This window comes from Lactococcus sp. DD01 (assembly GCF_001578715.1).
Taxonomy (GTDB): domain Bacteria; phylum Bacillota; class Bacilli; order Lactobacillales; family Streptococcaceae; genus Lactococcus; species Lactococcus petauri.
Genome location: NZ_KQ968939.1, coordinates 1030863 through 1055956, shown reverse-complemented (window position 1 = coordinate 1055956; position 25094 = coordinate 1030863). Strand labels below are relative to the sequence as shown.

Sequence of the window (25094 nt, the reverse complement as noted above, 5' to 3'; positions counted from 1 at the left end):
TATTCAAGCCATGCATAAGGGGAGTTTTGACGATGAAGCTGAAACTTTTACTTTGATGGAGGAATTTGCCGCTGCAGAGAGCTATGAACTTATCCACAAAGAATTCCATCATCGTGAGATTTATCTTAGCGATTTCCGGAAAACTGCCCCAGAAAAGTTAAAAACCGTATTGCGCCAATATGCACAAATTAAAACGAAGGAGAAGGAAGCACAATGAAAAAAACGGATTGGAGTGAACCTTTAAGAGAACGATTGCCTCAGGAATACTTTTCAACCCTTGTTGATTTTATCAATGACGTTTATTCACAAGGTAATGTTTACCCGCCTGAGGATAAGATATTTCGAGCGATTGAATTGACTGCTTTAGCTGATGTCAAAGTTGTACTAGTTGGACAGGATCCTTATCCACAGCCGGGTAAAGCTCAGGGACTAAGTTTTTCCTATCCAGCTTCCTTCGTGGTGAATCGACCAGACTCTATTGTCAATATTCGGAAAGAACTTAAAAGCGAGGGCTTTGATAAAGAGGATTCAGATTTAACACATTGGGCTGAGCAAGGGGTTTTATTGCTCAATGCTGTACTTACCGTCCCTGAGATGAAGTCTAATGCTCATAAAGGAAAAATTTGGGAACCTTTGACAGATGAGATAATAAAAATTGCTTCGGATGATGATCGTCCAAAAGTCTTTCTCTTATGGGGTGGTGATGCACGTAAGAAAGCGAAGCTGATTGATTCTTCTAAGCATTTAATACTTGAATCTGCACATCCTTCACCTCTTTCTGCTTCTCGTGGCTTCTTTCGCTCACAGCCATTTTCGAAAGCTAATACCTTTTTAGAAAAAACAGGACAAAAAGGGATAGATTGGTCAAAATAAGAAAATTATGAAGAAAGAACCCCAAACTAGGACTCAAGTCTGATGACAGCCTTGTAAATTTTTGGTAAAATAGTCTTAAAGGTATATTAGAAAAGGAGATACTATGGAAAATCCATTTATAAATAATAATAGAAGTCAAGTATCGCTGAATCAATTTTTTGCTCGCATTTATGGGATTGTCGGAATTGGAGTTGCTGTTTCAGCACTCACATCTTTTTTAACAATAAATATTTTCTGGGATGCAGCTCAGAACTTGGTGAATCGTGCCGGTTTTGCAATGCTTATCATTTGGTTCTTACCACTGATTCTCATCTTCCCAATGCAAAATGCAGCCATGAAAAATAAACCCACGGCTTTGCCTATGTTTATTGGTTTCTCAGTCTTGATGGGCTTCATGATGAGCTTCACAATTGCAGCTTATACAGCTTCTGATGTCACTTTAGCCTTTGTATCAACTGCTGGAATGTTCTTTGGTCTTTCAGTTTATGGACGTACAACTAAACGTGATTTGTCAGGTATGGGGCGTGCCATGATGGGTATGCTGATTGGTTTAATCATCGCAGGGGTTATTAACATCTTCTTAAGAAGTCCAATGGTTGTCTTTGTTTCTTCAATCATCAGTGTCCTCGTTTTCAGTGGGCTGATCGCTTGGGACAATCAAAAGATTGAGCATGTTTACCGCCAAAATAACGGTAATGTAAGTAACGGCTGGGCGATTAGCATGGCGTTATCACTCTATCTTGACTTTATCAACCTTTTCCTCTCACTCTTGAGAATCTTTGGATTTATGGGAAACAGTCGTGATTAATATATAGAAAAAAGCACTGTAACAACTCTTTATAAAAAGGAGTTGAGCAGTGTTTTTATTTGGAGTGCAGATCTTCTGTACTTAAAGATAAACTTATAGTTGATTTTAGAAGAGCTCCGCTACATGGTGGAGTTTTCCTTTTTCTCATTTCATTTTAAATTTTTTAAGAAAAATATTACAATAAGATTATATAAATGTTATTGGTGTTACTTAACGATAATAAAAAATTGACGAGGTAGAGCTGATGAACTATAATCTTTTAGCACAGCACAGCACAGCACAGCACAGCACAGCACAGCACAGCACAGCACAGCACAGCAATAATTTTCTGTCAAGGTGTAAGCTTTCTTTGTTTTAAGGAAAGGGGAAGCTTATGACACCAGAAAAGAAACGCAAATTACGCAATATCGCACTTTTAGCCTTGCTTGGTTTAATCGGGGGCACATTTGCCTTCACAGCCTTTAACCAGCAAGCCATTAATGATCGCTTGCGGGAAAATCCTGCACAAGTTGGCGGACGTGTCCATGACTATTTTAACCGAGACACAGAAAACAAGGATGTTTTCGTAGAAAATTTCGGGCAAGAACCGATCATGGTTCGGCTTCGCCTGTCTGAATTTATGGAAATTCAAGAGCGAGGTCAATCTTCTTTCACACCTGTGGTTGAGGGCACAAGCCGTGCAAACACGCAAGGCTGGCCTTATTATATTCCAGCAGGTGATAGTCTTATGACACGTACCGGAGCTGGTGCTGCCTTTAACATCTATTCCAATCTAACTTTTGGTTGGGAAGGCAACGGGACAGCACCTTGGTATCTACCAACCTTCAATACGGTTTATAATGACGCTAGAACAGCTGCCGCAGGCCATGCCCGAGACTATGAGGCAGACGGCACCACACACCCTGGAACAGGTAGAGCTGACCAATGGGCTGAAGGTAGGTCTTTTGACAACTCTAATAATGCTTATCCAGGAGCAGGTGTCACACGTCATACAGCGCAAACCTTACCTGAGGATAGGGAACCAATGACGCTCCAAGAGTGGGGCACACTTAGAAATTATCCAGAAACAGAAAATCAGCAAGTCGGTAACTTCTGGGTGATTGACCATGAAACAGGCTGGGCTTACTGGGCAAACCAGCTTAATGGCGGACAAGCAACTTCTTACCTGCTTGATGCAGCTCAAATGTTACCGGGTGCAGATAACATCAACGGCTCATACTATTATGCTATTCACGTGGAAAGTGACTTGATCAGTGTAGACGAAGAATTCCAAGAGGAGCCAGATTCAGGATATGTCAGTGACCTGATTAACGAAATTCGTAGTAGGCGTGCGACAGGTAATCCCGCACCAGAGACAGTGGCTCATGCCAAAGCTTTTAACTTTAGCCGCATGAGTGATGCGATTGGCGGGAATACACACTTTACCGTAGCCAATCCTGATGGAACAGCTGCCCAAATGTTCCGCTACCTTGAAAATCAAGGAGATGGCAATCATTTGATTATTCGTAATGATCTCTTGCGTAATACGAATTTTCAGGAGATGGATTCACGTATCAACACATGGTTCGACACGGCTCTTCCAGCTGACCTTCGTGCCATGACTGCCCCAGTGGCTCCTGAGTTTACAACAGGTATTATTAGTGAAGAGGAAGCAGGGTACCCTTACTCGGACTGGATTGTTAATAATCTGACATTCTTCCAAGAAGTTGCAGCCGATAGGACAAGGGTGGTTCAAGGGGGAAATCGCCGTGCTTTTAGTTTATCTTTAGCTGATGTGGATTACTTGTCGCGTAATGACGATATTGGTTTTTGGAATGTTGTTGACCGTGCACCTTCTCCTTGGGGATGGTGGTGGCTACGTACCCCTGCATCTAGCACGCAGGCTTGGTATATAACTACTGGTGGAAATCTGGGCACGCTTAGGCGCATAGAAAGTACTGTCTATGGCGGAGTTCGCCCTGCCCTCATCATCCATCAATAATCTATACTTTTAATAACAAAGAGAAACAGGTAATTCTAATAATTACCTGTTTCTCTTTTGCCAACAAAAAAGAACTACTTCAAAAAGAGTTCTTCTAATTTATGGGCAACCCCGTCCTCATCATTTGTCCACGGAAGAATTTCAGTGGCATGTGGTGTGAGGCGAGTGGAGGCATTTTTCATAGCATAGGCTTCCTCAGCAAATTTAAACATTTCGATGTCGTTATGCTCGTCACCAAATGCTATAAGGTTTTCTTTTGGAATTTCGAGAACACGGAGAAGATGCTTGAGACCAGAAGCTTTGCTGACACCTTTGGGGACAATTTCTAAAACGCCATTAGGACCGCCCCAGCCACTTACACTGATTTTTCCGTTATAATGATCTTGGATTTGCTTGGCCAGACGAAATTTATCTTTTACTCGTGTAGAAAGGAGTACTGCATGCGGATTGTCATCGAGACGATCTGCGCGCAAACGATTGTAGGGATGGAACTGTTCGACACCAAAAAGTTTAGGGGTTACGTTCCTGAAGTTATTAAGGAAAAATTTACGGCGATATTCAACCGCAAAAAATTCTAAATCAAAGTTTTGTTGATGGCGTAAAAAGTCAAAGACGAATGAACGATCAATATAATGACCTTTGGTGTACTCCCAATTACGATTGTCTGGCTTGGAAATCAAAGCACCATTGAAGTTGATCATCGGACTTTTAAGTTCGAGTTCGCGATAAATATCAACAGCCATACGGAAAGGACGACCCGTGGAGATGCAGATGATGTGGCCTTGCTCCTCAATACGTTTAAAAATATATTTTGTATAGCGACTGATTGTACGCCCGTCGCTATGAAGCGTTGTGCCGTCAAGATCAATGGCAATCAATTTTCTATCTTTGTTTTCCATACTTAATCCTTTAAAATATTTCTTATTTTTTATTATACCAGAAAAGCAGTAAAGCTGCTTTTGGTCTAGGTTACTTTTTAAAAAATAAGATGTGGAGTGTTCATTATTAAGTAATCTACAAGACACTATGAAAAATAAAATTTATGTTTTTGACAACAATTATTAAAATGGACGAACTTTTATAAATATTTATAAGCCTTTAGTTCGGTATTTACGAACATATACGGACTTGTTTTTTTAAATGACTCGAAATTCCTTGTTTCAAACTTAAAATTTATTTATACTGAACATGTATCATTTTATGACGTGTGTCACGAAAAACGAATGTGGCATGCAACTTTTTATTAAAAGGAGAATTTATTCGTGAACAAGTTCTTTAAACTTGAAGAAAACGGCACTACTGTGGGCCGTGAAATTATGGCAGGTATTACTACCTTCTTTGCTATGAGCTACATCTTGTTTGTCAATCCTGATGTTTTAGGATCAACAGGGATGCCCGTTCAGGCAGTTTTCTTAGCTACTATCTTAGCTTCAATTGTGGGTTCGGTAGCTATTGGTTTAATCGCCAATGTTCCTTATGCCCTTGCACCAGGTATGGGAATTAACGCCTTCTTTGCTTATACTGTTGTTCTTTCATTAGGCTACACTTGGCAAGAAGCTTTAGCAATGGTCTTCATTTGTGGTATTGTCAATATTATTATTACATTTACTTCAATTCGTAAAGCAATCGTTTTAGGAATTCCTGAGAGCTTACAACACGCTATTGGTGGTGGTATCGGTATTTTCATCGCTTATATCGGTATTAAAAACGCTGGTATTCTTGAATTTATTGCATCACCAGGTACTTATACGGATAACCACGGCACTATCACTGCAGATTCAACAATTGTACCTGGCTTAGTTAAATTTGATGATCCTGGTGTTCTTGTTGCTTTAGTTGGTATTTTAGTAACAATGTTCTTTGTTCTCCGTAAATGGAAAGCAGGGATTCTCTTGTCAATCGCAGTAACGACTGTACTTGCACTTTTAACAGGTGTTACAAAAGTTGATATGTCTACACTTTTTGCAGACAACAATCTCGGGACAGCAATCAAAGAGATGGGAACAACTTTTGGTGCTGCTTTTGGTCCTAAAGGTTTTGGTAGTTTATTTTCTGATTCATCTCGAATTATTGAAGTTTTGATGACAATTTTGGCCTTCTCGTTAACCTCAATCTTTGATCCGATTGGTACGTTCATTGGTACAGGTCGTAGCACAGGAATCTTTACAGATCAAGATTTTGTGGATATGGCAAATAGCAAAGGTTTCTCATCTAAAATGGACAAAGCACTCTTTGCTGACATGATTGCTACACCAATCGGTGCGATTTTCGGAACTTCAAATACAACTGTTTATGTAGAATCAGCAGCTGGTATTGGAGCAGGCGGACGTACAGGATTGACTTCGATTGTCGTTGCTGTGATGTTTGCGATCTCAAGTCTTTTCTTACCATTACTTGCCATTGTTCCAACGCAAGCAACGGCTCCAATTTTGATCATTGTAGGTATGATGATGTTGTCATCATTCAAGGAAATCAACTGGTCTGAATTGAGTGAAGCTATTCCAGCCTTCTTTGCTTCAGTATTTATGGGTCTTGGCTACTCCATCTCATATGGTATTGCTGCTGGCTTTATCACTTATATCTTCTCAAAACTCTTTACAGGTAAGATTAAAGAAGTAAAACCAATTATTTGGGTTGTCGCAATTGCATTTGCCTTAAATTTTGCAGTACTTGCTATTCTCTAAAAATAACTCTATAATTTGTACACTATCATGAGAGAAATCCGCTTTTATCAGCGGATTTTTATGTTAAAATAAAGACATGGAGACACCACTTATTATTGCATTTTCGGTGATTAGTTTTTTAGCTTTAATCCCGACCGTCATTTTTTACACAAAGTCGCATCGTTTGAAGGATATGAGAACTTTACGTTTAGGACGACTTACTATTGGTTTTTTAGCCAGTCTTTTTGTACTGTTTAACGGTATTATGGGGATTCTTTTTTCGGCTAATTATAATTCACATTCCAATATCATTTTAGTCATAATTATTATTGAGCTTGCCCTCTTTTTGATTCCTACTTTTATGATTAGTTTTGTCGTACCTGTGGGGATTGTGGTTTTAACGATTAAAATGTGGCGGCGTGAATCACATAGTTTAGCGAATTTGATTTTGCCGGCCATTATGTTTGTCTTTTTTCTAGTCGATTGGCTCTATATTCGAGTTTCTACTTTATCTGAAGGTTGGCTTTGGCTACAGCTCTTGAGCTACGTTTATCCTGTGTTGGCCTTTTATCTTGTCTGGCAATTCACGGTTTTCTTTTTTGCTAGCTGGACATATGGACGTCGTTTCCGTAAAAAGTCTTCAAAATATCACGTGGTTCTAGGCTCTGGACTGATTAATGGCCAGTTTGTTAGCCCCCTTTTAGCTAACCGTATCCGTGCAGGAATAAAGGCTGCAAATGATAAAACTATAATGGTTTTCTCTGGGGGACAAGGTAGTGATGAACAACTTGCGGAAGCACTAGCGATGCAAAAATACGCTGTCGAAGAACTGGGCTTTCCCAAAGAACGAACCTTGGTTGAAGATCAATCAAAAACAACTTTTGAAAATTTAAAATTTTCATCTCAGTTGATTGAAAAAATTGAACAGAAAGCCGATGAAGAATTTCTCTTTTTCTCTTCGGACTATCACGTTTTCCGAGCGGCTCTCTTTGCTGCTCAACAAGGATTAAATGCGCAAGGAGGGATTGGAGGAAAAACACCTTTGTACTTCCGTCTTCCAGCATTTATTCGTGAGTTTATCGCAGTGATGAACAGTCAAAGACGTAAACATATTTTTTGGGTTGGCTTAATCACAGGTGTATTCATAGCATTTGCTCTTTTTATTCTTTTTATGGATCACTTTGTACTTAACCGTTAAGATATAAAGACTCGGATTTTCCGAGTTTTTTTGTTTGCCTTGTGACTTTTAGAGCTATTCTTCGTACTATTTGATATGTTAATAGCTTTGGATAAAGACGGAAAAACAATTAATCTCCTTGACAATTCTTCAATTAGTGGCCCTTTTTATTGCCCAGCCTGTAAGTCGCCCCTTCGTTTAAAAAAAGGGAAGATAAAAATTCCTCACTTTGCTCACATATCCGTAAAAAATTGTGACTCTTGGAGCGAAAATGAATCTGCACAACACTTGGGCTTAAAACTCAGTTTGTATCAATGGTTTAAGAAAAAAGAGAAAGTTGAGTTGGAAAAGTATGTGCCAGAGATTAAGCAAACGGCTGATTTGTTAGTAAATGATAAACTTGCTATTGAAATACAGTGTTCGCCGCTTTCTTTGCAACGTTTAGAAGAGAGAACGGTAAGTTACAAAGAAAAAGGATATTATGTCCTTTGGCTTCAAGGAAGGGACTTATGGCTTAAGAATAACCTATCATCTTTGCAGAAAAATTTGCTCTATTATTCAGCAGTGAGAGGTTTTTATTTTTGGGAATTAGACTGGAACAGAAAAAAACTACGGTTGAAATCATTGATTTATCAAGATTTGAAAGGACGACCGATTTATCTTACTGAAGAGTTTGACTTCTTTCAAGAGAATCTCTTAGAGATCTTACGCCAACCCTTTCGAGAAGGAGAAGATCTTAGTTTAGATGCTCCAAAACAGGAAGAGTTACAGTTGTTTGTTCAGAAACAACTGTATTATCAAGTGCCAAAATGGCTTAAAATGCAAGAAAAATATTATGAACAAGGAAAAAATTTGCTAGACCTCAATTGGAATAAGAGCTACTGGAGTCCTCCAGGCTTAAACTTATTGACCTTTGACTTTTCCGATGATACGAGAGAAAGCTTTTTTCAAGTAGATACTCCCTTGGAAAAATATTATCACAGCTTCTATGAAAGTTTTCAGTTACAAGAACACGAAAAACTGCATACACCAAGCTTCTATGCTATAATTAAAGATAAAAATAAAGTGAAAAACGGAGAATGGAATGGCAAAAAAACGTGATGAAATAGCTGAAAACTTAACTTGGGATTTGTCAACTGTGTTTGAAAACGATGCCGCCTGGGAACTAGAACTTAAAAGAGTTTCGGAAAGATTAGGGACGGTAAAGCACTACGAAGGACATCTTCTAGATAGCGCTCAAAGCTTATTAGAAATCACGGAAATTGAGCTGGAAATCTCGCGTGCTGTGGAGAAGGTTTATGTTTATGCCTCAATGAAACATGACCAAGATACGCAAGTGAGTCGTTACCAAGAATACGAAGCCAAAGCCACAAATTTATATGCCAAGCTTGGTGAAACCTTTGCTTTTTACGAGCCGGAATTCTTAGCTTTAACGCCAGAACGTTATGCAAGCTTTAGAAGAGAAGAACCCAAACTGGAGCAATATTCTCATATGTTTGAGCGCCTTTTTGCTAAAAAGGAGCATATCTTAAGTCCAAAAGAAGAAAAACTCTTAGCCAGTGCTAGTGAGATTTTTGGTGCAGCCGCCGAAACTTTCGAAATTTTTGACAATGCTGATATTGAGCTTCCGATGATTAAAGATGAAAAAGGGCAGGAAGTACAGCTGACACACGGTAATTATATCTCGCTCATGGAAAGTAAGGAACGTCAGGTGCGAAAGGCAGCTTATCAAGCCCTTTATAGCAACTATAAACAGTATCAGCACACTTATGCGAAAACGCTACAAACAAATGTAAAAGTCCATAATTTTAAGGCGAAGATGCGTGGCTACCATTCAGCCCGTCAAGCAGCTTTATCAAGTAATTTTATTCCGGAAGAAGTTTACGATAAGCTTTTGGAGTCGGTTAATAAATATTTGCCTCTTTTACATCGTTATATTAAATTGCGTGAGCAAATTTTAGGGTTAGAGAACGATTTAAAGATGTATGATGTCTATACACCCTTATCGGACTTGGATTATAAGTTTAACTACTCCGAGGCAGTGGAGAAAGCAGAAGAAGTTCTTCAAATTTTTGGACCTGAATATGCGAACCATGTTAAAAAAGCCTTTGAAGAGCGGTGGATTGATGTAGCTGAAAATAGCGGTAAACGTTCGGGTGCTTATTCAGGGGGATGCTATGATACAAATGCTTTCATGCTGTTAAACTGGCAAGAAACTTTGGATGATTTGTTCACCTTAGTACATGAAATGGGCCACAGTATGCATTCCACATTTACACGAGAAAATCAACCTTATGTTTATGGGGACTATCCAATCTTTCTTGCAGAAATTGCTTCAACAACCAATGAGAATATCTTGACTGAAAGTTTACTTGCGGAGTCGACAGATGAAAAAGTGCGATTTGCTATTTTAAACCACTGGCTTGATGGTTTCCGTGGCACTGTTTTCCGTCAAAGCCAATTTGCTGAATTTGAACATGAGATTCATAAAGCTGATCAAGAAGGAAAAGTTCTGACTAGCGAATTCATGAACCAGCTTTATGCGGGGCTGAATGAAAAATACTACGGTTTAGCTGCTCAGGAAAATCCTGAAATTCAATATGAGTGGGCTCGCATTCCGCACTTCTATTATAATTTTTATGTCTTCCAATACGCAACAGGATTTGCCGCAGCAACTTATCTTGCTGAGGCTATCGTTAATGGTGGCCCAGATGCGCGTGAAAAATACCTCACTTATCTCAAAGCAGGATCAAGTGATTATCCGCTGGCTGTGATTGCTCAAGCAGGTGTGGATATGGAAGAAACAACATATTTAGAATCAGCATTTGCTGTTTTTGAAAAACGTTTAATTGAGCTAGAAAAATTAGTCGAAAAAGGAGCCCATTTATAATGGTTTTAACATACAAGAGAACAAGTAATCCGATGATGAATCGTCCCGTAGTCAAGGAGGAAATTGTTGACTTCATGCGCGAGCGTCAAACGCAAATTACTGGTCCACTAAAGAATGTTGAGACCTTTGCTCATGAGAACAATATCCCGATTATACCTCATGAAACAGTAGTGTATTTCCAAATGCTTTTGGATTTAATGAAGCCCCAAAGAGTTTTGGAGATAGGAACTGCTATTGGTTTTTCTGCACTTATGATGGCAGAAGCAGCACCAGATGCTGAAATAATTACTATCGATCGTAACCCAGAAATGATTGCCTTGGCTAAGGAAAATCTAGCTACCTATGATTCAAGAAAACAGATCACTCTCTTAGAAGGTGATGCTGCCGATCTTTTGGCAGATTTGCAAGGGGAATTTGATTTTATCTTCATGGATTCAGCGAAATCAAAATATGTAGAATTTCTGCCTCGTGCCATGGAGTTGCTTTCGGAAAATGGTGTGATTATCATGGATGATATTTTCCAAGGCGGAGAAATACTTATTCCAATTATGGAAATTAAACGGACGCAGCGTGCACTTGAACGTGGGCTTCGTCGTCTCTTTGATGAAGTTTTAGACAACCCTAAATACCGCGCAAGTATGGTTCCTTTAGGAGATGGAATATTAATGATTAAGAAAGTTTGACATTGTAAATCAGTTTAGGTTTATTTAATGTTTTGTGTTATAATATTGTTACAAGAAACAAATGTATCAAGGGAATATACCCAACAAGGAGAAAACTTTGAAATTTAAAAAATTGAACATCTTACTCGCAACAGCTGTTGCGGCTTTAGGACTTGTCACACTTTCAGCTTGTGGAAATAATAACTCTACTGGAGCTAATATTATCACAATGAAGGGTGACACAATCAATGTAGAAGATTTCTACAGTGAAGCTAAAACTTTTCCAAATATGCCTGCCACATCTCTTTTACAAAATTTGACAATGTCGAAAATGTTTGAAAAAGATTTTGGCGATAAGGTTTCAGATAAAGATGTTCAAGCGAAGTTTGACGATACTAAAAAACAAATGGGCGAACAGTTTGCTGCAGCTTTGCAACAACAAGGATTTACTGAAAAAAGTTATAAATCTTACGTTCGTCTTCAACTCTTGCAAGAATATGCCATTGAGAAAAAAATCTCAGACACACAATTTACAGATGCTAACTTGAAGGCAGCTTGGGCAGATTTCCATCCAGAAGTTGAAGCGATTGTTGTTCCAGAAACAACTAAAGATGCAGCAACTAAGGCAGTAAAATCTGCGAAATCAGATGCAGCTAAGTTTGAGAAAGACAATGCAAGCAACAAGCAAAAATTTGATTCAACAAGTACTACAATTCCAAAAGAAGTTCAAACTGCAGCCTTCAAATTGAAAAATGGTGAAGTTTCTGATGTTATCGAATCAGCAAATGCCTCAACTGGTGCAACAAGCTACTATGTTGTGAAAATGATTAAAACTTCAGATAAAGGTTCAGATATGAACAAGTATAAAGATAAACTTAAAGATGTAATCAAGGCAGAAAAAATGGCAGATACAACTTATGTTGCTGGTGTGATTGGTGAATACCTTAAAGCACATAATGTCACTGTGAAAGAAGAAGCCTTCTCAACAATCTTCTCACAATTTACATCAAGTTCATCATCAAAATAAATGAATGAAATGACTTTACAGAGAGTCGACATGTGGTGAAAGTCGATAAGTCAACGTGCTGAAAACCTCAAGGTTTTCAAATAGCAGGGAAACTGCTTTACCAAGCAAAAAGAGACGATGGATTCATCGTGAATGAGGGTGGTACCGCGTGAGTGACGCCCCTCGTTTACGATGAATTTTTTGTTTTTATATTGTGTTTTTATTCACAAATCGAAAGTAAATGAAAATTATTTTATTAGGAGAATAGCTATGAAAAAAATGACTTCAACAGAAGTACGTCAAATGTTCCTTGATTTCTTCAAATCAAAAGGGCATTCTATTGAACCTTCACAATCTTTAGTACCAGTGAACGACCCAACTTTACTCTGGATCAACTCTGGTGTTGCGACATTGAAACAATATTTTGACGGTTCAGTTGTGCCAGAAAATCCACGTATTACAAATGCGCAAAAATCGATTCGTACAAATGATATTGAGAACGTAGGTAAAACAGCGCGTCACCATACAATGTTTGAAATGCTGGGGAATTTCTCAATTGGTAATTATTTCCGTGAAGAAGCTCTAGCTTATGCTTGGGAGATGCTTACAAGTAGTGAATATTTTGATTTTCCAGCAGAAAAACTTTACATTACTTACTACCCTGATGATAAAGATACATTTAACCGTTGGGTGGAGCTCGGTGTTGATGCAAGTCATTTAGTTCCAATCGAAGACAACTTCTGGGAAATTGGTGCAGGACCTTCAGGACCAGATACAGAAATTTTCTTCGATCGTGGTGAAGCTTACGATCCTGAAAACATTGGCTTGAAACTCTTGGCTGAAGATATCGAGAACGACCGTTATATCGAAATCTACAATATCGTTTTGTCACAATTTAATGCTGATCCAGCTATTCCACGTAGCGAATATAAAGAGTTGCCACAGAAAAATATTGATACGGGAATGGGACTTGAACGTATGGTTTGTATCATCCAAGGTGGTAAAACAAACTTTGATACGGATCTTTTCCTCCCTATCATTCGTGAAATTGAACGTATTTCTGGTAAAACTTACAATCCAGATGGCGACAACATGAGTTTTAAAGTTATTGCGGATCATATCCGTGCACTTAGCTTTGCTATCGGTGACGGTGCTTTGCCAGGAAATGAAGGACGTGGCTATGTTCTTCGCCGTCTCCTTCGTCGTGCTGTTATGCACGGTAAAAAATTAGGCATTGAAGGTAAATTCTTGGCTCAATTTGTACCCGTTGTAGGTAAAATTATGGAGTCATACTACCCAGAAGTCCTTGAAAAACAAGATTTTATCATGCAAATTATTGACCGTGAAGAAGAAGCTTTTGGCCGTACAATTGATGGTGGAAGCAAACTCTTAGATGAATTGCTTGCCAAACTTAAAGAAGAAGGCAAGACAATGCTTGAAGGGCAAGATATCTTCCGTCTTTATGATACTTATGGTTTCCCAGTAGAGTTGACTGAAGAATTAGCTGAAGATGCTGGTTTCAAGATTGACCATGAAGGTTTTAAAGCAGCGATGAAAGAACAACAAGATCGTGCACGTGCTGCTGTCGTTAAAGGTGGTTCAATGGGCGCACAAAACGAAACACTTCAATCCATCAAAGAAGAATCTGAATTCCTTTATGATGTTGAAAAATATGATGGCAAACTTCTTGTGGCAGTTAAAGATGATGAAAAAGTGGATACCGTCAGCGGTGAAGCGCAACTTATTTTCGATAAAACACCATTCTACGCAGAAATGGGTGGACAAGTTTCTGACCACGGTGTAATCAAAAATGCTGCAGGCAAAGTTGTTGCAGAAGTTAAGGATGTTCAACATGCACCAAATGGTCAAAATCTTCATATGGTTGACATTCTCTCTACTCTTGTAGTCGGTGAAACTTACACACTTGAAATTGATGCAGAATGCCGTCATGGTATCATTAAAAACCACACAGCAACTCACTTGCTCCATGCAGCATTGCACAATATTGTAGGTGAACATGCACTTCAAGCAGGATCACTTAACGAAGTAGAGTTCCTTCGCTTTGACTTTACACACTTTGCTCCTGTAAGCAAGGAAGAATTGGCTGATATCGAACGTCAAGTTAACGAAGTGATTTGGCAATCATTAGCTGTGGAAACGGTAGAAACTGATATTGAAACTGCTAAAGAAATGGGCGCAATGGCTCTCTTTGGCGAAAAATATGGTAAAAATGTCCGTGTCGTTAAAATTGGTGATTACTCTGTCGAACTTTGTGGTGGTACACATACAGCAACAACAAGTGAAATTGGTCTCTTCAAGATTATCAAAGAAGAAGGTATCGGATCAGGCGTTCGCCGTATTGTTGCCGTAACAGGCCAAAAAGCTTATGAAGCATTTAAAGATGCTGAAAATACGCTCAATGAAGTCGCAGCAGTTGTGAAAGCACCACAAGCTGCTCAAGTCGTGTCAAAAGTAACAGCTATGCAAGAAGAACTTAAAGCGGCTCAAAAAGAAAATGACGCATTAGCAGGTAAATTAGCTGCAAGTCAATCTGATGAAGTCTTTAAAAATGTTCTCAAAGCAGCAGGTACAAGTTATATTGCTAGTGAAGTTGCAGTACCAGATGTAAATGGTCTACGTAATCTTGCAGACATCTGGAAACAAAAAGAGTTGTCCGATGTTCTTGTCCTTGTTGCGAAGATTGGTGAAAAAGTGAGCCTATTAGTGGCAAGTAAAACAGCTGATGTTAAAGCTGGAAACTTGATTAAAGAGCTTGCACCTTACATTGACGGCCGTGGAGGTGGTAAACCAGATATGGCCATGGCCGGTGGATCTAAAGCCGCTGGAATTCCAGAACTTATCGAAAATGTAGGTTCAAAACTTTCTTAATAATAAAATAAAAAACTTTTAGTGGCAAATCAAGCCTAACTAAAAGTTTTTTATGTTCTCCGGATATCTCAGAATATTAATATGGGATACAGAGGAAAAGCGCGACCTAAAAAGCTCCGAAGTGGGAGCTTTTATTCAATTTAGTTTTCCTTTTTCACTTCTGCTTCTTGCTCGAGCAAGATATTATCGTATTTCTTAGCGAATGGCCAGTAGATGACGATAGATAGAAAGAGCATAGCAGCTTGCCAGATGGATAATTGCCAACCTCCAACCAATAAACCGGAGAGGATTGGTGGAGTCGTCCAAGGAGCGACCATACCTGTAAACGGTGGAATAATTCCCATACTCATCGCAAAGTAAGTCAGCAGTCCTAAAATTGTTGGTGTGAAGATAAAAGGAATTGCAAGAAAAGGATTCAAGACTACTGGCATACCAAAGAGGACGGGTTCGTTAATATTGAAGACACCGGGCCCAGCACCCAGTCGACCAATAGATTTCATTTGGTCAGACTTTGCACTGAACAAAGTAAAGATCAGTAAACCGATGGTGATGCCGGCACCGGACATGGTCATGATTTGATCCCCCATAGCAGCCGTTACGATATGTGCACCATTTTCAAGAGACAAGCGGCCTTCAGCCAAGAGTGCCGCATTGTCTGCTGCATTAGCCAGAAGAAGTGGGCCCATAACACCTGAGATAATCGCAGAGCCATGAACCCCAAACCACCACATGACTGGACCAAGTCCCATCATGAGAATCCCACCAGGGCCATCTACTGCGTGTTGCAAAGGTATTTGGATAACTTCGTAAACCCATTCAATAAAAGTAGTATTTAAGACAATTGTGAAGAGACCGTGAAGTGCGCCGAAGAGTGAAATAACAACTGCCGCGGGAATTAAAGCTGTAAATGAAGCGGCAACGTTTGATGGTACGGAGTCAGGCAACTTGACAGTAATGTTTTTCTTGACTAAAGTTGAGAAAATCCACCCTACCAAGAGTCCAACAATGATTGATAAAATCATTCCTTGTCCACCCAACCAAGTACGGTCAATGATACCTGAAACTTGCCAAGCATCTGAAGTCTGTGTGGGATCTGCAATATTGACGACATTCGCAATAGAATTTGGTTGCAATAGGATATGGACGATAACAGCAGTAAGGCCAGCACTAGCTCCTTCTAGTCCCTCCTCTTTCATCCATGAGTAAGTAATACCAAAGGCTGCGATAAGCGCCATAATACCGAAAGAGGCATCATTGATTTGCAAGAAAAGTGTCCCCAATCCAATAGAGAAGAGATAATCCTGTGCCGCTTGGATAGGCAACTGTCCCAAAATTAAAAATACGGAACCGACAATGATAAAGGGAATCGGGTATATCATCCCGTTCTTGATGGCCACCATAGGTTTGGTGTTCAAGAATTTCATAATTGGCGGCAGTACTTTTTCATTAATAAATCCATTCATAAAGTAACTCCTTTGTAATAAGTTCTATGTGACGAAATGTGTCACACGTAATTAATAAATCGATAAACTAATTGTAATCTAACTGACACGTAAATGCAAGCGTTATCATTGTATTTTGTTCCATAAAAGATTTTTTCTATGAAACACGTTTAAAGAGCTATTTTTAAAGGATGTTTATAAAAGATTGAACTTGATTCTTTTTATTTGTTCCTGAATTTTGTAACAAAAATGTGATATACTGGAAGTAAAGCTAGGAAGAAGTGGAGGAGAGAAAAAGATGCTTGAAGATAATAAGCTTAATGCGCTCAATGATTTGGAAAGTAAAATTTTTGAGGAAGTTGTTAAAGCACCAGAAATTATCATGAACATGACCATTCGTGAATTTGCTTCGACTGTCCATGCTTCGCCTACGACAATTGTACGTATGACACATAAGTTAGGTTTTTCAGGCTGGAATGAACTCAAGACTTATTTGCAAAAACAAAAACACCAAATTTCGCTGAAAGCAGAAGATCCAAAGTATGATAATCTTCTTGCCTTTGAGCTCTTTACTAAACGTTTATTGAGTCCTGAATATACTGCTCTTATTGGTGAGGCTGCAAAGCTTCTAGAAGAAACCGAGTATACGGTTTTTATGGGTGTTGGAACTTCAGGTGCCTTAGCGGATTATGGCACAAAATATTTTAATAATGCCGGATTACCTGCTTTTGAAGTCATTGATCCTTATCAACCACTAATGACAAATAATGCCAAAACAATGACAGTTGTAGCACTCTCTATTTCTGGGAAGACCAACTTTATTATTGCTCAGATTGTTGCCTATAAAAGAGATGGCGTTAAGGTTATTGCAATCACTAATGAAGTAAATAACACAATGGCTAATATGGCCGATATTTCTATCCCCTATAATGTGGCACATGAGGGTTCAAAGGTACACGCATTGGGGAATTTAACGACACAACTTCCTGTGATGGCTATTTTAGAACAATTAGCGCATAAGACACAGGAAATACGTCAAAATAAGAAAAATAAACTGATCGATGACACATTTAAAAGCAACTTTGTTTAAAGTTGCTTTTTATTTGTTTAATAAATCAGTTGCTTGAATAATAAAGCGGCCAGAACAGCGCCAACAAGAGGTGCAATTGCCGGAATCCAAGCATATGCCCAATCAGAAGTCCCCTTATGTTTAAGTGGTAAGAGTGTATGCACAAGACGAGGACCTAAATCTCGTGCAGGATTAACTGCAAAGCCTGTTGTTGAACCTAAAGATAGGCCTAAAGACATGATAATAGCGGCGATAAAACCAGTACTTACTCCTGAAGGAAGTTCGCTTTGTCCCACAGCTAATACAGCCAGAACAAGAAGTGCTGTCCCCATAGCTTCTGCAAAAAAGTTAGATAAGCTATGTTTAATGGCAGGTGCTGTTGCAAAAACAGAAAAGATCGCTTCAGCATCTGTTGTTTGTTCCCAATGAGGATAGTAATGCAACCAGACCAAGAAGGCTCCGAACATTGCGCCTAAAAACTCCGCAATAATAAAAAGAAAAGCTGAAATTAAAGAAATTTCTTCGAGAACAACCATTGCAAAGACAATAGCGGGATTGAGGTAGGCAGGAGAAAAGAAACCCACTACAAGAGAAGCAAACATTACGGCTAAGCCCCAGCCGAAAATAATCACGAGCCATCCTGCACCTTCTGACTTTGTCTTACGGAGCATATTTGCTGCGATAACGGCACCACCGAGATAGAGCAGAATAGCTGTTCCCAGTAATTCTCCCAAAACTTCACTTATCATTTTTATATCCTTAAAATTTTCTAGAAAGTTCAAAAGGCACCGGCTATGCTCGATGAGAAAGATGCCTTTTTATAACAGTGAGATTGATTCGATAAAGGTAAAGATTCCTTCATCATAAGTAAAATGAAGACAAGCCAAGTTACCGAGTGGCACAGGAGGTTGACTCTCAAAGTTAAAAACCTTCTCCTGAGTAAAAAAATGCATTGCTGCACCGTGAGAAAGGGCGAAAACCTTATCGTGCTTGTTTAAACATTCTGATAAACTTTGGTACATCCGCTCAGAGACCTGATGACTGCTTTCACCACCAAAATTTTTGAAGTATGTCGTTTTATCTATAGGTTCCAAGTAATCACTATGCCCCTCATAGGCTCCAAAATTCATTTCTTTAAGACCTTTCAGGCGGCTATATTCTTGATTGGGAAATAACAATTCTAGAGTGTCAGAAGCCCGCTCTTGTGTGGAAGAGTAGAAGGCATCAAAGCAAAGTCGTTTTGCTCGAAGTCGTTCTCCTGCCTTAAGCGTATCATCGATTCCTTTTGGTGTCAGTGGCGAATCACTCCAACCTTGCGTGCGCCCTTGCACATTAAATAGAGTTTGAGCGTGGCGCATTAAATACAATTCTTTCATTAAGAGCTCTCCAGTTTTTTATTTGTGCATTTATTATACTTTTTTCAAAAAATGGAAGCAAACGCTCTCAGGTACTCTTTCGTATTATTAAGGAATTGGTTGGAACAGCGTGATATGTATATTTAAGAGAAGTTAACAAAATAATATGGGTTGTTTTTTAGCCTTTTGTTTCGAGAAATAGGAACAGACTTTCCATATTTCCGACAGATTGCTCTGATAATTTTTGCTATAATGAAAATATTGATAACGCATACATTCCGATGATGTATCTACAATAATCTAAATTATACAAAGGAGCATATAATGCCATTATCTAAAGATTTTCTCTGGGGCGGTGCAACAGCTGCCAACCAATATGAAGGCGGCTGGGATCAAGGTGGTCGCGGACTTGCCAATGTGGATTTGGCCCCACATGGCTCACGCCGTGAAGCTATTATTTTAGGACTTGAAAAGCATTTGCAGCCAGAAGAAGGACTTTTCTATCCTGGACATGAAGCTATTGATTTTTACAATCACTGGCAAGAAGATATTGCCTTGTTTGCTCAAATGGGATTTAAAACTTTCCGTATGTCTATTGCTTGGTCGCGGATTTTCCCAAAAGGTGATGAAACTCAACCTAACGAAGAAGGCTTAATGTTTTATGAAAAGGTCTTTAAAGAGCTACGTAAGTATGATATCGAGCCTTTAGTGACCATTACGCATTTTGACATTCCAATGCACTTGGTAACAGAATATGGGGGCTGGCGTAATCGTAAGTTGGTTGGTTTTTATGAAAACTTAGTCACTGTCCTCTTTACACGCTACAAAGGTCTGGTCAAATATTGGCTTACCTTTAATGAAATCAATGTGCTCTTGCACGCTCCGTTTATGGGTGCAGGTGTTTATATTGAAGAAGGAGAGAATCGTGACCAAGTCCTCTTTAATGCAGCACACCATGAACTTGTTGCCTCAGCCTTGGCGACAAAAATTGGCCACCAAATAGATCCGGAAAATAAGATTGGCTGTATGGTAGCTGCTGGAGATTACTATCCTTGGGATTCTAAACCAGAAAATGTTCGTGAAGCGCTCGATAAAAACCGTGAGAATCTTTTCTTGATTGATGTACAAGCACGTGGCAAATATCCAAATTATTTCTTGAAACAGCTGGAACGTGAGGGCCTTACTTTGCCTATTCTTGAAGGTGATGAGGAACTTCTTGCTCAGAATACTGTTGATTTTGTATCCTTCTCTTACTATTCAAGCCGCGTTGCGAAAGTTCAGGAAGAAGGGGATGAAGAAACATCAGGTAATATCTTCGCCTCAGTTAAAAACCCTTATCTCAAAGCATCTGAATGGGGCTGGCAGATTGATCCTGTGGGGCTACGCACAACCATGAATACACTCTACGATCGCTATCAAAAACCACTTTTCATTGTTGAAAATGGTTTAGGAGCTATAGATAAACCAGATGAAACGGGTTATGTAGCAGATGATTATCGTATCGCTTATATGGCTGAACATATAGCAGAAATGATTAAAGCAGTCGAGTTGGACGGAATCGAGCTTCTTGGCTATACTTCATGGGGGTGTATTGACTTAGTATCTGCTGGAACAGGCGAGATGTCTAAACGTTATGGTTTTATCTATGTTGATCGTGATGACCAGGGAAATGGAACCCTAAAACGTACACCGAAGAAATCATTTGACTGGTATAAAAAAGTGATTGCTTCAAATGGGCAAGATTTAAGCAATAACTAATCGAAAAATTTGAAGCTAAACTTTTGAAAGAAAAGCAACATCCCTACTTTTTTGCTATAATAAAATTATGGTAAAAAATACAGTAGATAAGCCCCTGGCCCAAAATAAAAAGGCCCGGCATGATTATGAAATTTTTGAAACGTTTGAGGCAGGGATTGTTCTAACAGGAACAGAAATCAAATCGGTTCGTCAGGCAAAAATTCAACTTAAAGATGGTTTTGCTCGGGTACGAGATGGTGAAGTTTGGCTTTCAAATGTTCATATTGCACCTTTCGAGCAAGGAAACATCTTTAATGTGGATGAACTTCGCACGCGTAAACTTTTACTTAAGAAAAAAGAAATCGTGAAGATTGAGAAGGAGTTGACAGGAACCGGAATTACTTTTATTCCTTTAAAAGTTTATCTGAAGAATGGTTTTGCTAAGGTTTTAATGGGACTCGCGCGAGGAAAAAAACAGTACGACAAGCGTGAAACACTCAAACGTAAAGAGCAAAATCGTGATATTGCTCGTCAAATCAAGGCCTACAATCGCTAAAAAGTAAGAGACAATTGTTTCTTGCTTTTTTTGTAGCAATAATAAAAAGTAAAACCGTTTACTTAGCGTTTACCTAGTATTTACTAAGCATTTACAATTAGAGGTTGCCAACAGTGTTAAGATAGTATTGTAAGCGAAAGAGCTTACGGAGAACATAGAAAATTATTGGAGAAAATCTCATGAATAAAAAGTTACTTTCTGGAATTATCGCTGGTGCAGCTCTGTTGACGCTTGCAGCTTGTGGGAATAGCAATTCATCGTCTAATAGCAGCTCAGGAAGCTCAACGCCAGCTTCAGGTAAAATCATCGCTGGAGGTTCAACAGCCTTGCAACCTATGGCACAACAAGCTTCAACTGAGTACACAGCTAAAAAACCAGAAGTTCAAATCACTGTACAAGGTGGTGGATCCGGTGTAGGTTTGACTCAGGTCTCAACAGGAACCTTCCAAATCGGCAACTCTGACATCTTTGCAGAAGAAAAATCAGGAATTGATGCTTCTAAATTGAACGACCATAAAGTAGCTGTCGTTGGTTTTGCTCCAATTGTAAATAAAGATATTAACATTGATAATCTCTCAACACAACAACTTAAAGATATCTTCACAGGTAAAGTGAAGAACTGGAAGGAAGTTGGAGGTCCGGATGAAAAAATCACAGTAATTGGGCGTGCAGCAGGTTCAGGAACACGTGTGAACTTTGATAATTTAGCTCTTGGTGGAGAAAAAGAAGTAGAGGGTCCAACGCAAGATGCCTCAGGTACGGCGGTAACTATGGTCTCTCAAACACCAGGTGCAATCTCCTACGTTGCCTTTTCTTACCTTGATAAGAGTAAAGATATCAAAGCAGTCAGTATTGATAATGTAAAACCAACAGATGAAAATGTTGCAGACAATAGCTACAAAGTTTGGTCATACGAACACATGTATACTAATAAAGAAAAAGAAACAGCAGCCGAAACAGATTTTATCAAATACGTGACTGAAGATACAAAAACAATCAAGGAACTTGGCTATATCCCGGTTTCTGATATGAAAGTTGAACGTGACGCTCAAGGAAAAATCACAAATAAATAAGAAATAAGAAATAAGAGTGAGCAGAGTAAAGCATTAAAATTTTCTTTTCATACCTTTGGTTTTACTTTACAAAACCTTATTCTTTTAGAAAATCCTTGTTCTTAATGATGATGCAAAGAGCAAGAGTACTTGAGCCGTGTCTCAGGTGCTCTCTTTGCCGTTCCATTTACAAACTGTTTACATTGTAAGCGGTAAGCTTTTGCTTATTTATGGTTGATTTATGCTAAAATAAGGATATGAAAAAGAAAATTTTAATGGCTTTATTTGCAGCAATGAGTCTTGTGACTTTAGCGGCATGTGCGCCCAACTCAAATCAAGTCACAGTAGGTGGCTCAACGGCAATGAAACCACTGGTTGAACAAGTTTCCTTGGACTATATGAAGAAATATCCAGAAGATATTATTATGGTTCAAGGTGGAGGCTCAGGTGTTGGACTTGCACAAGTGGTCGCAGGTTCTTTCCAAATTGGTAACTCAGATATCTTTGCGGAAGAAAAATCAGGAATTGATGCTTCTAAAATTACAGGAAATAAGGTTGCAGTCGTTGGCTTTGCACCAATCGTAAACCGAAATCTGGACCTATCCAATGTCACTCAAGACCAACTTATTGATATTTTCACTGGAAAAGTAAAAAATTGGAAAGAAGTTGGCGGTCCAGATCAGGAAATTACGGTTATCGGACGGACAGCAGGTTCTGGAACACGTGTTAATTTTGATAACCTTGCCTTGAATGGTGCGCGTGAAATTGATGGCCCTACACAAGATGCTTCAGGTTCGGTTGTACAATTGGTTGGTCAAACACCAGGTGCAATCTCTTACGTTTCGTTCCCTTATATCCATAAACCAGGGATTAAACCATTGAACTTAGACGGGGTTGAACCTACAGATAAAAATGTAACAACCAACAAGTGGAAAATTTGGTCTTACGAACATATGTATACCAACAATAAAAATGAGAACTTTGTAGAAAATCGCTTTATCAGCTATGTCAAAAATGACAAAGTAACGCTGAGAAAACTCGGCTATATCCCAGTAACGGAGATGAAAGTCGATCGTGATTATAAAGGTAAAGTTACACCAATTAAATAATTAGTAAGGTAGTTATGGAAAACTCAAAAATTAAAGAAAAATTACTTTCAAGCTCAAAAGATTCGCGCTTGGAAAAATTTGGTAGGACATTGACATTCTTGTGTATCGCAATTATCGTTTTTGTCGTTGGACTTATTCTGGTCTTTGTCGCTCAAAAAGGTCTTTCAACTTTTTTTGTGGATGGTGTGAATCCGTTCCGTTTCCTCTTTGGAACACATTGGGAGCCTGGAGCAATCGGCCCTGACGGGAAACCTGCAGTTGGTGCTTTACCAATGTTTGCGGGCTCTTTAATCGTTACTGTGCTTTCAGCTTTGGTGGCAACTCCTTTTGCCATCGGAGCAGGAATCTATATGACAGAAATTTCGCCAAAATATGGTGCGAAAATTTTGCAACCGGTTATTGAACTTTTGGTAGGTATCCCTTCAGTTGTTTATGGATTTATCGGTTTGACTGTTGTTGTACCTATTATCCGTAACACATTTGGTGGAACAGGCCTTGGTTTGCTTGCGGGGGTGTTCGTACTCTTTGTTATGATTTTACCAACAGTTACTTCAATGACTGTCGATGCGCTTAAAGCCATCCCACCTCATTATCGTGAAGCTTCCCTTGGTTTAGGGGCAACACGTTGGCAAACCATTTGGCGTGTCTTACTGCGTGCCGCAGCACCTGGGATTTTAACTGCAGTAATCTTTGGTATGGCGCGTGCCTTTGGTGAAGCCTTGGCCATCCAAATGGTTGTTGGTAATGCCGTAACAATGCCACAAGATTTGGTTTCTCCGGCTTCAACTCTAACTTCAATTTTGACATCAGGTATTCCAAATGCTACACCAGGTATTCAATTGAATGCCCTTTGGTCACTTGGCCTCCTCCTTCTCCTTATGTCATTGGTATTTAATATTGCGATGCGTGCTATCGCTAAGAAAGGGAGCCTTAAATAATGAATGCAAAACGCACAGATAAAATTGCCACTGGCGTGCTCTATGCACTTTCAGGTATCATTGTTGCAATACTCGCTTTTCTCTTGATTTATATTTTAGTTAAAGGTTTACCTTTTGTATCTTGGGAATTCTTAACAACACCGTCAAATCCATTGACTGGCGGCGGTATCGCTATTCAACTTTTTAACTCAGTTTACTTATTAGTTGTGACTTTAATTATCTCAATTCCACTTTCATTGGGTGCGGGAATTTACCTTTCAGAATACGCCAATCAAAAACATTGGTTGACTGGAGCAGTTCGCTCAGCGATTGAGGTATTATCATCACTTCCTTCCATCGTTGTGGGTCTCTTCGGTATGTTGCTCTTCGTTATTCAGTTTGGCCTTGGTTTCTCTGTCTTATCCGGTGCCCTCGCTCTTACAGTCTTCAACCTACCTTTGATGACACGTAATGTTGAGGAATCACTCCGTGCCATTCCGACAATGCAACGTGAAGGTGGCTTGGCTCTCGGTTTATCAAAATGGGAAACAGCCACTAAAGTCATTTTACCAGCAGCAGTACCGGGGATTTTAACAGGGGTTATCTTATCTTCAGGACGTGTATTCGGTGAAGCGGCAGCTTTGATTTATACTGCGGGTCAAACCAACTTGCCAATCAACTGGGCCAACTGGAATCCTATGTCATTGACAAGCCCATTGTCACTCTTCCGTCCTGCTGAAACATTGGCCGTACATATTTGGGCTTTGAACACTGAAGGAACAATCGCAACAGCAACTCAGATTTCTGCAGGAGCTTCTGCAGTACTGATTATCTTTGTATTGCTGTTCAACCTTGGGGCACGTTTCCTCGGAAATCGCCTCCACAAGAAACTCACATCTGGAAATTAG

At 39.3% G+C, this 25094-nt stretch carries 21 protein-coding genes and 1 pseudogene; 18 read left to right on the top strand and 4 right to left on the bottom strand.

Annotation, left to right across the window (positions count from 1 at the left end):
• The 4 genes and pseudogenes from LACDD01_RS05135 to LACDD01_RS05120 form a co-directional block, all read left to right on the top strand.
• Positions 1–217, top strand: a pseudogene (locus LACDD01_RS05135) (GyrI-like domain-containing protein); the annotation flags it as partial.
• A complete protein-coding gene (locus tag LACDD01_RS05130) occupies positions 214–873 on the top strand; it encodes a uracil-DNA glycosylase (protein WP_061413541.1) in 660 nt (219 codons plus the stop codon). The pseudogene LACDD01_RS05135 and the gene LACDD01_RS05130, both read left to right, overlap by 4 nt.
• A gap of 103 nt (positions 874–976) precedes the next feature.
• The gene (locus LACDD01_RS05125; protein WP_004258993.1) at positions 977–1681 is read left to right on the top strand and encodes a Bax inhibitor-1/YccA family protein; all 705 of its coding nucleotides are present in this window, start codon (positions 977–979) and stop codon (positions 1679–1681) included.
• Positions 1682–2054: 373 nt separating this feature from the next.
• Positions 2055–3662, top strand: a complete 1608-nt coding sequence (locus LACDD01_RS05120) for a DUF6273 domain-containing protein (protein WP_061413539.1) — start codon at positions 2055–2057, stop codon at positions 3660–3662.
• A 74-nt stretch (positions 3663–3736) separates the two neighbouring features.
• Here LACDD01_RS05120 and LACDD01_RS05115 read toward each other — a convergent pair whose 3' ends face one another.
• On the bottom strand, positions 3737–4561 hold the full coding sequence (locus LACDD01_RS05115) for a Cof-type HAD-IIB family hydrolase (protein ID WP_019293090.1): 825 nt from the start codon (positions 4559–4561) through the stop codon (positions 3737–3739).
• 363 nt (positions 4562–4924) lie between these two features.
• On the opposite strand from LACDD01_RS05115, the gene LACDD01_RS05110 reads away from it, so the two are divergent.
• The 7 genes from LACDD01_RS05110 to alaS all read left to right on the top strand — a co-directional run bounded on the left by LACDD01_RS05110 (position 4925) and on the right by alaS (position 14949).
• Positions 4925–6346, top strand: coding sequence for an NCS2 family permease (locus LACDD01_RS05110; protein WP_061413537.1), 1422 nt, complete (start codon positions 4925–4927; stop codon positions 6344–6346).
• Positions 6347–6422: 76 nt separating this feature from the next.
• Positions 6423–7523, top strand: coding sequence for a YdcF family protein (locus tag LACDD01_RS05105; protein WP_061413535.1), 1101 nt, complete (start codon positions 6423–6425; stop codon positions 7521–7523).
• Between the two features lie 75 nt (positions 7524–7598).
• Complete coding sequence (locus LACDD01_RS05100; protein ID WP_061413533.1) at positions 7599–8603, top strand: competence protein CoiA; 1005 nt, start codon at positions 7599–7601, stop codon at positions 8601–8603.
• Complete coding sequence (gene pepF / locus LACDD01_RS05095) at positions 8587–10392, top strand: oligoendopeptidase F (RefSeq protein ID WP_061413531.1); 1806 nt, start codon at positions 8587–8589, stop codon at positions 10390–10392. The genes LACDD01_RS05100 and pepF overlap by 17 nt, the downstream gene beginning before the upstream one ends.
• On the top strand, positions 10392–11075 hold the full coding sequence (locus tag LACDD01_RS05090) for an O-methyltransferase (RefSeq protein ID WP_019292044.1): 684 nt from the start codon (positions 10392–10394) through the stop codon (positions 11073–11075). The genes pepF and LACDD01_RS05090 overlap by 1 nt, the downstream gene beginning before the upstream one ends.
• 97 nt (positions 11076–11172) lie before the next feature.
• Positions 11173–12081 carry a peptidyl-prolyl cis-trans isomerase gene (locus tag LACDD01_RS05085; RefSeq protein ID WP_019292043.1) on the top strand — a complete coding sequence of 303 codons (909 nt, stop codon included), beginning with the start codon at positions 11173–11175 and terminating at the stop codon, positions 12079–12081.
• A 249-nt stretch (positions 12082–12330) separates the two neighbouring features.
• Positions 12331–14949 carry an alanine--tRNA ligase gene (alaS, locus tag LACDD01_RS05080; RefSeq protein WP_061413529.1) on the top strand — a complete coding sequence of 873 codons (2619 nt, stop codon included), beginning with the start codon at positions 12331–12333 and terminating at the stop codon, positions 14947–14949.
• A gap of 140 nt (positions 14950–15089) precedes the next feature.
• Here alaS and LACDD01_RS05075 read toward each other — a convergent pair whose 3' ends face one another.
• On the bottom strand, positions 15090–16412 hold the full coding sequence (locus tag LACDD01_RS05075) for a PTS sugar transporter subunit IIC (RefSeq protein ID WP_061413527.1): 1323 nt from the start codon (positions 16410–16412) through the stop codon (positions 15090–15092).
• A 277-nt stretch (positions 16413–16689) separates the two neighbouring features.
• On the opposite strand from LACDD01_RS05075, the gene LACDD01_RS05070 reads away from it, so the two are divergent.
• The gene (locus LACDD01_RS05070; RefSeq protein ID WP_061413525.1) at positions 16690–17481 is read left to right on the top strand and encodes a MurR/RpiR family transcriptional regulator; all 792 of its coding nucleotides are present in this window, start codon (positions 16690–16692) and stop codon (positions 17479–17481) included.
• 17 nt (positions 17482–17498) lie between these two features.
• On the opposite strand, the gene LACDD01_RS05065 is transcribed toward LACDD01_RS05070, so the two are convergent.
• Both LACDD01_RS05065 and LACDD01_RS05060 read right to left on the bottom strand, forming a co-directional pair.
• Positions 17499–18209: an MIP/aquaporin family protein gene (locus LACDD01_RS05065; RefSeq protein ID WP_082779266.1), complete on the bottom strand. Its 711-nt coding sequence runs from the start codon at positions 18207–18209 to the stop codon at positions 17499–17501.
• Positions 18210–18278: 69 nt separating this feature from the next.
• A complete protein-coding gene (locus LACDD01_RS05060) occupies positions 18279–18836 on the bottom strand; it encodes a histidine phosphatase family protein (protein ID WP_061413523.1) in 558 nt (185 codons plus the stop codon).
• A gap of 303 nt (positions 18837–19139) precedes the next feature.
• Here LACDD01_RS05060 and LACDD01_RS05055 point away from each other — a divergent pair, with 303 nt between their 5' ends.
• From LACDD01_RS05055 to pstA, 6 genes are all read left to right on the top strand, one after another.
• On the top strand, positions 19140–20573 hold the full coding sequence (locus tag LACDD01_RS05055; RefSeq protein ID WP_061413521.1) for a 6-phospho-beta-glucosidase: 1434 nt from the start codon (positions 19140–19142) through the stop codon (positions 20571–20573).
• Positions 20574–20640: 67 nt separating this feature from the next.
• Positions 20641–21108 (top strand): SsrA-binding protein SmpB, encoded by a 468-nt coding sequence (smpB, locus tag LACDD01_RS05050; RefSeq protein ID WP_019292037.1) that lies wholly within the window; start codon positions 20641–20643, stop codon positions 21106–21108.
• A 179-nt stretch (positions 21109–21287) separates the two neighbouring features.
• Complete coding sequence (locus LACDD01_RS05045; protein ID WP_061413519.1) at positions 21288–22181, top strand: PstS family phosphate ABC transporter substrate-binding protein; 894 nt, start codon at positions 21288–21290, stop codon at positions 22179–22181.
• Positions 22182–22417: 236 nt separating this feature from the next.
• Positions 22418–23269: a phosphate ABC transporter substrate-binding protein gene (locus LACDD01_RS05040; RefSeq protein WP_061413517.1), complete on the top strand. Its 852-nt coding sequence runs from the start codon at positions 22418–22420 to the stop codon at positions 23267–23269.
• Between the two features lie 14 nt (positions 23270–23283).
• Positions 23284–24207 carry a phosphate ABC transporter permease subunit PstC gene (pstC, locus tag LACDD01_RS05035; RefSeq protein ID WP_004258934.1) on the top strand — a complete coding sequence of 308 codons (924 nt, stop codon included), beginning with the start codon at positions 23284–23286 and terminating at the stop codon, positions 24205–24207.
• Positions 24207–25094: a phosphate ABC transporter permease PstA gene (gene pstA / locus LACDD01_RS05030; RefSeq protein WP_014024391.1), complete on the top strand. Its 888-nt coding sequence runs from the start codon at positions 24207–24209 to the stop codon at positions 25092–25094. The genes pstC and pstA overlap by 1 nt, the downstream gene beginning before the upstream one ends.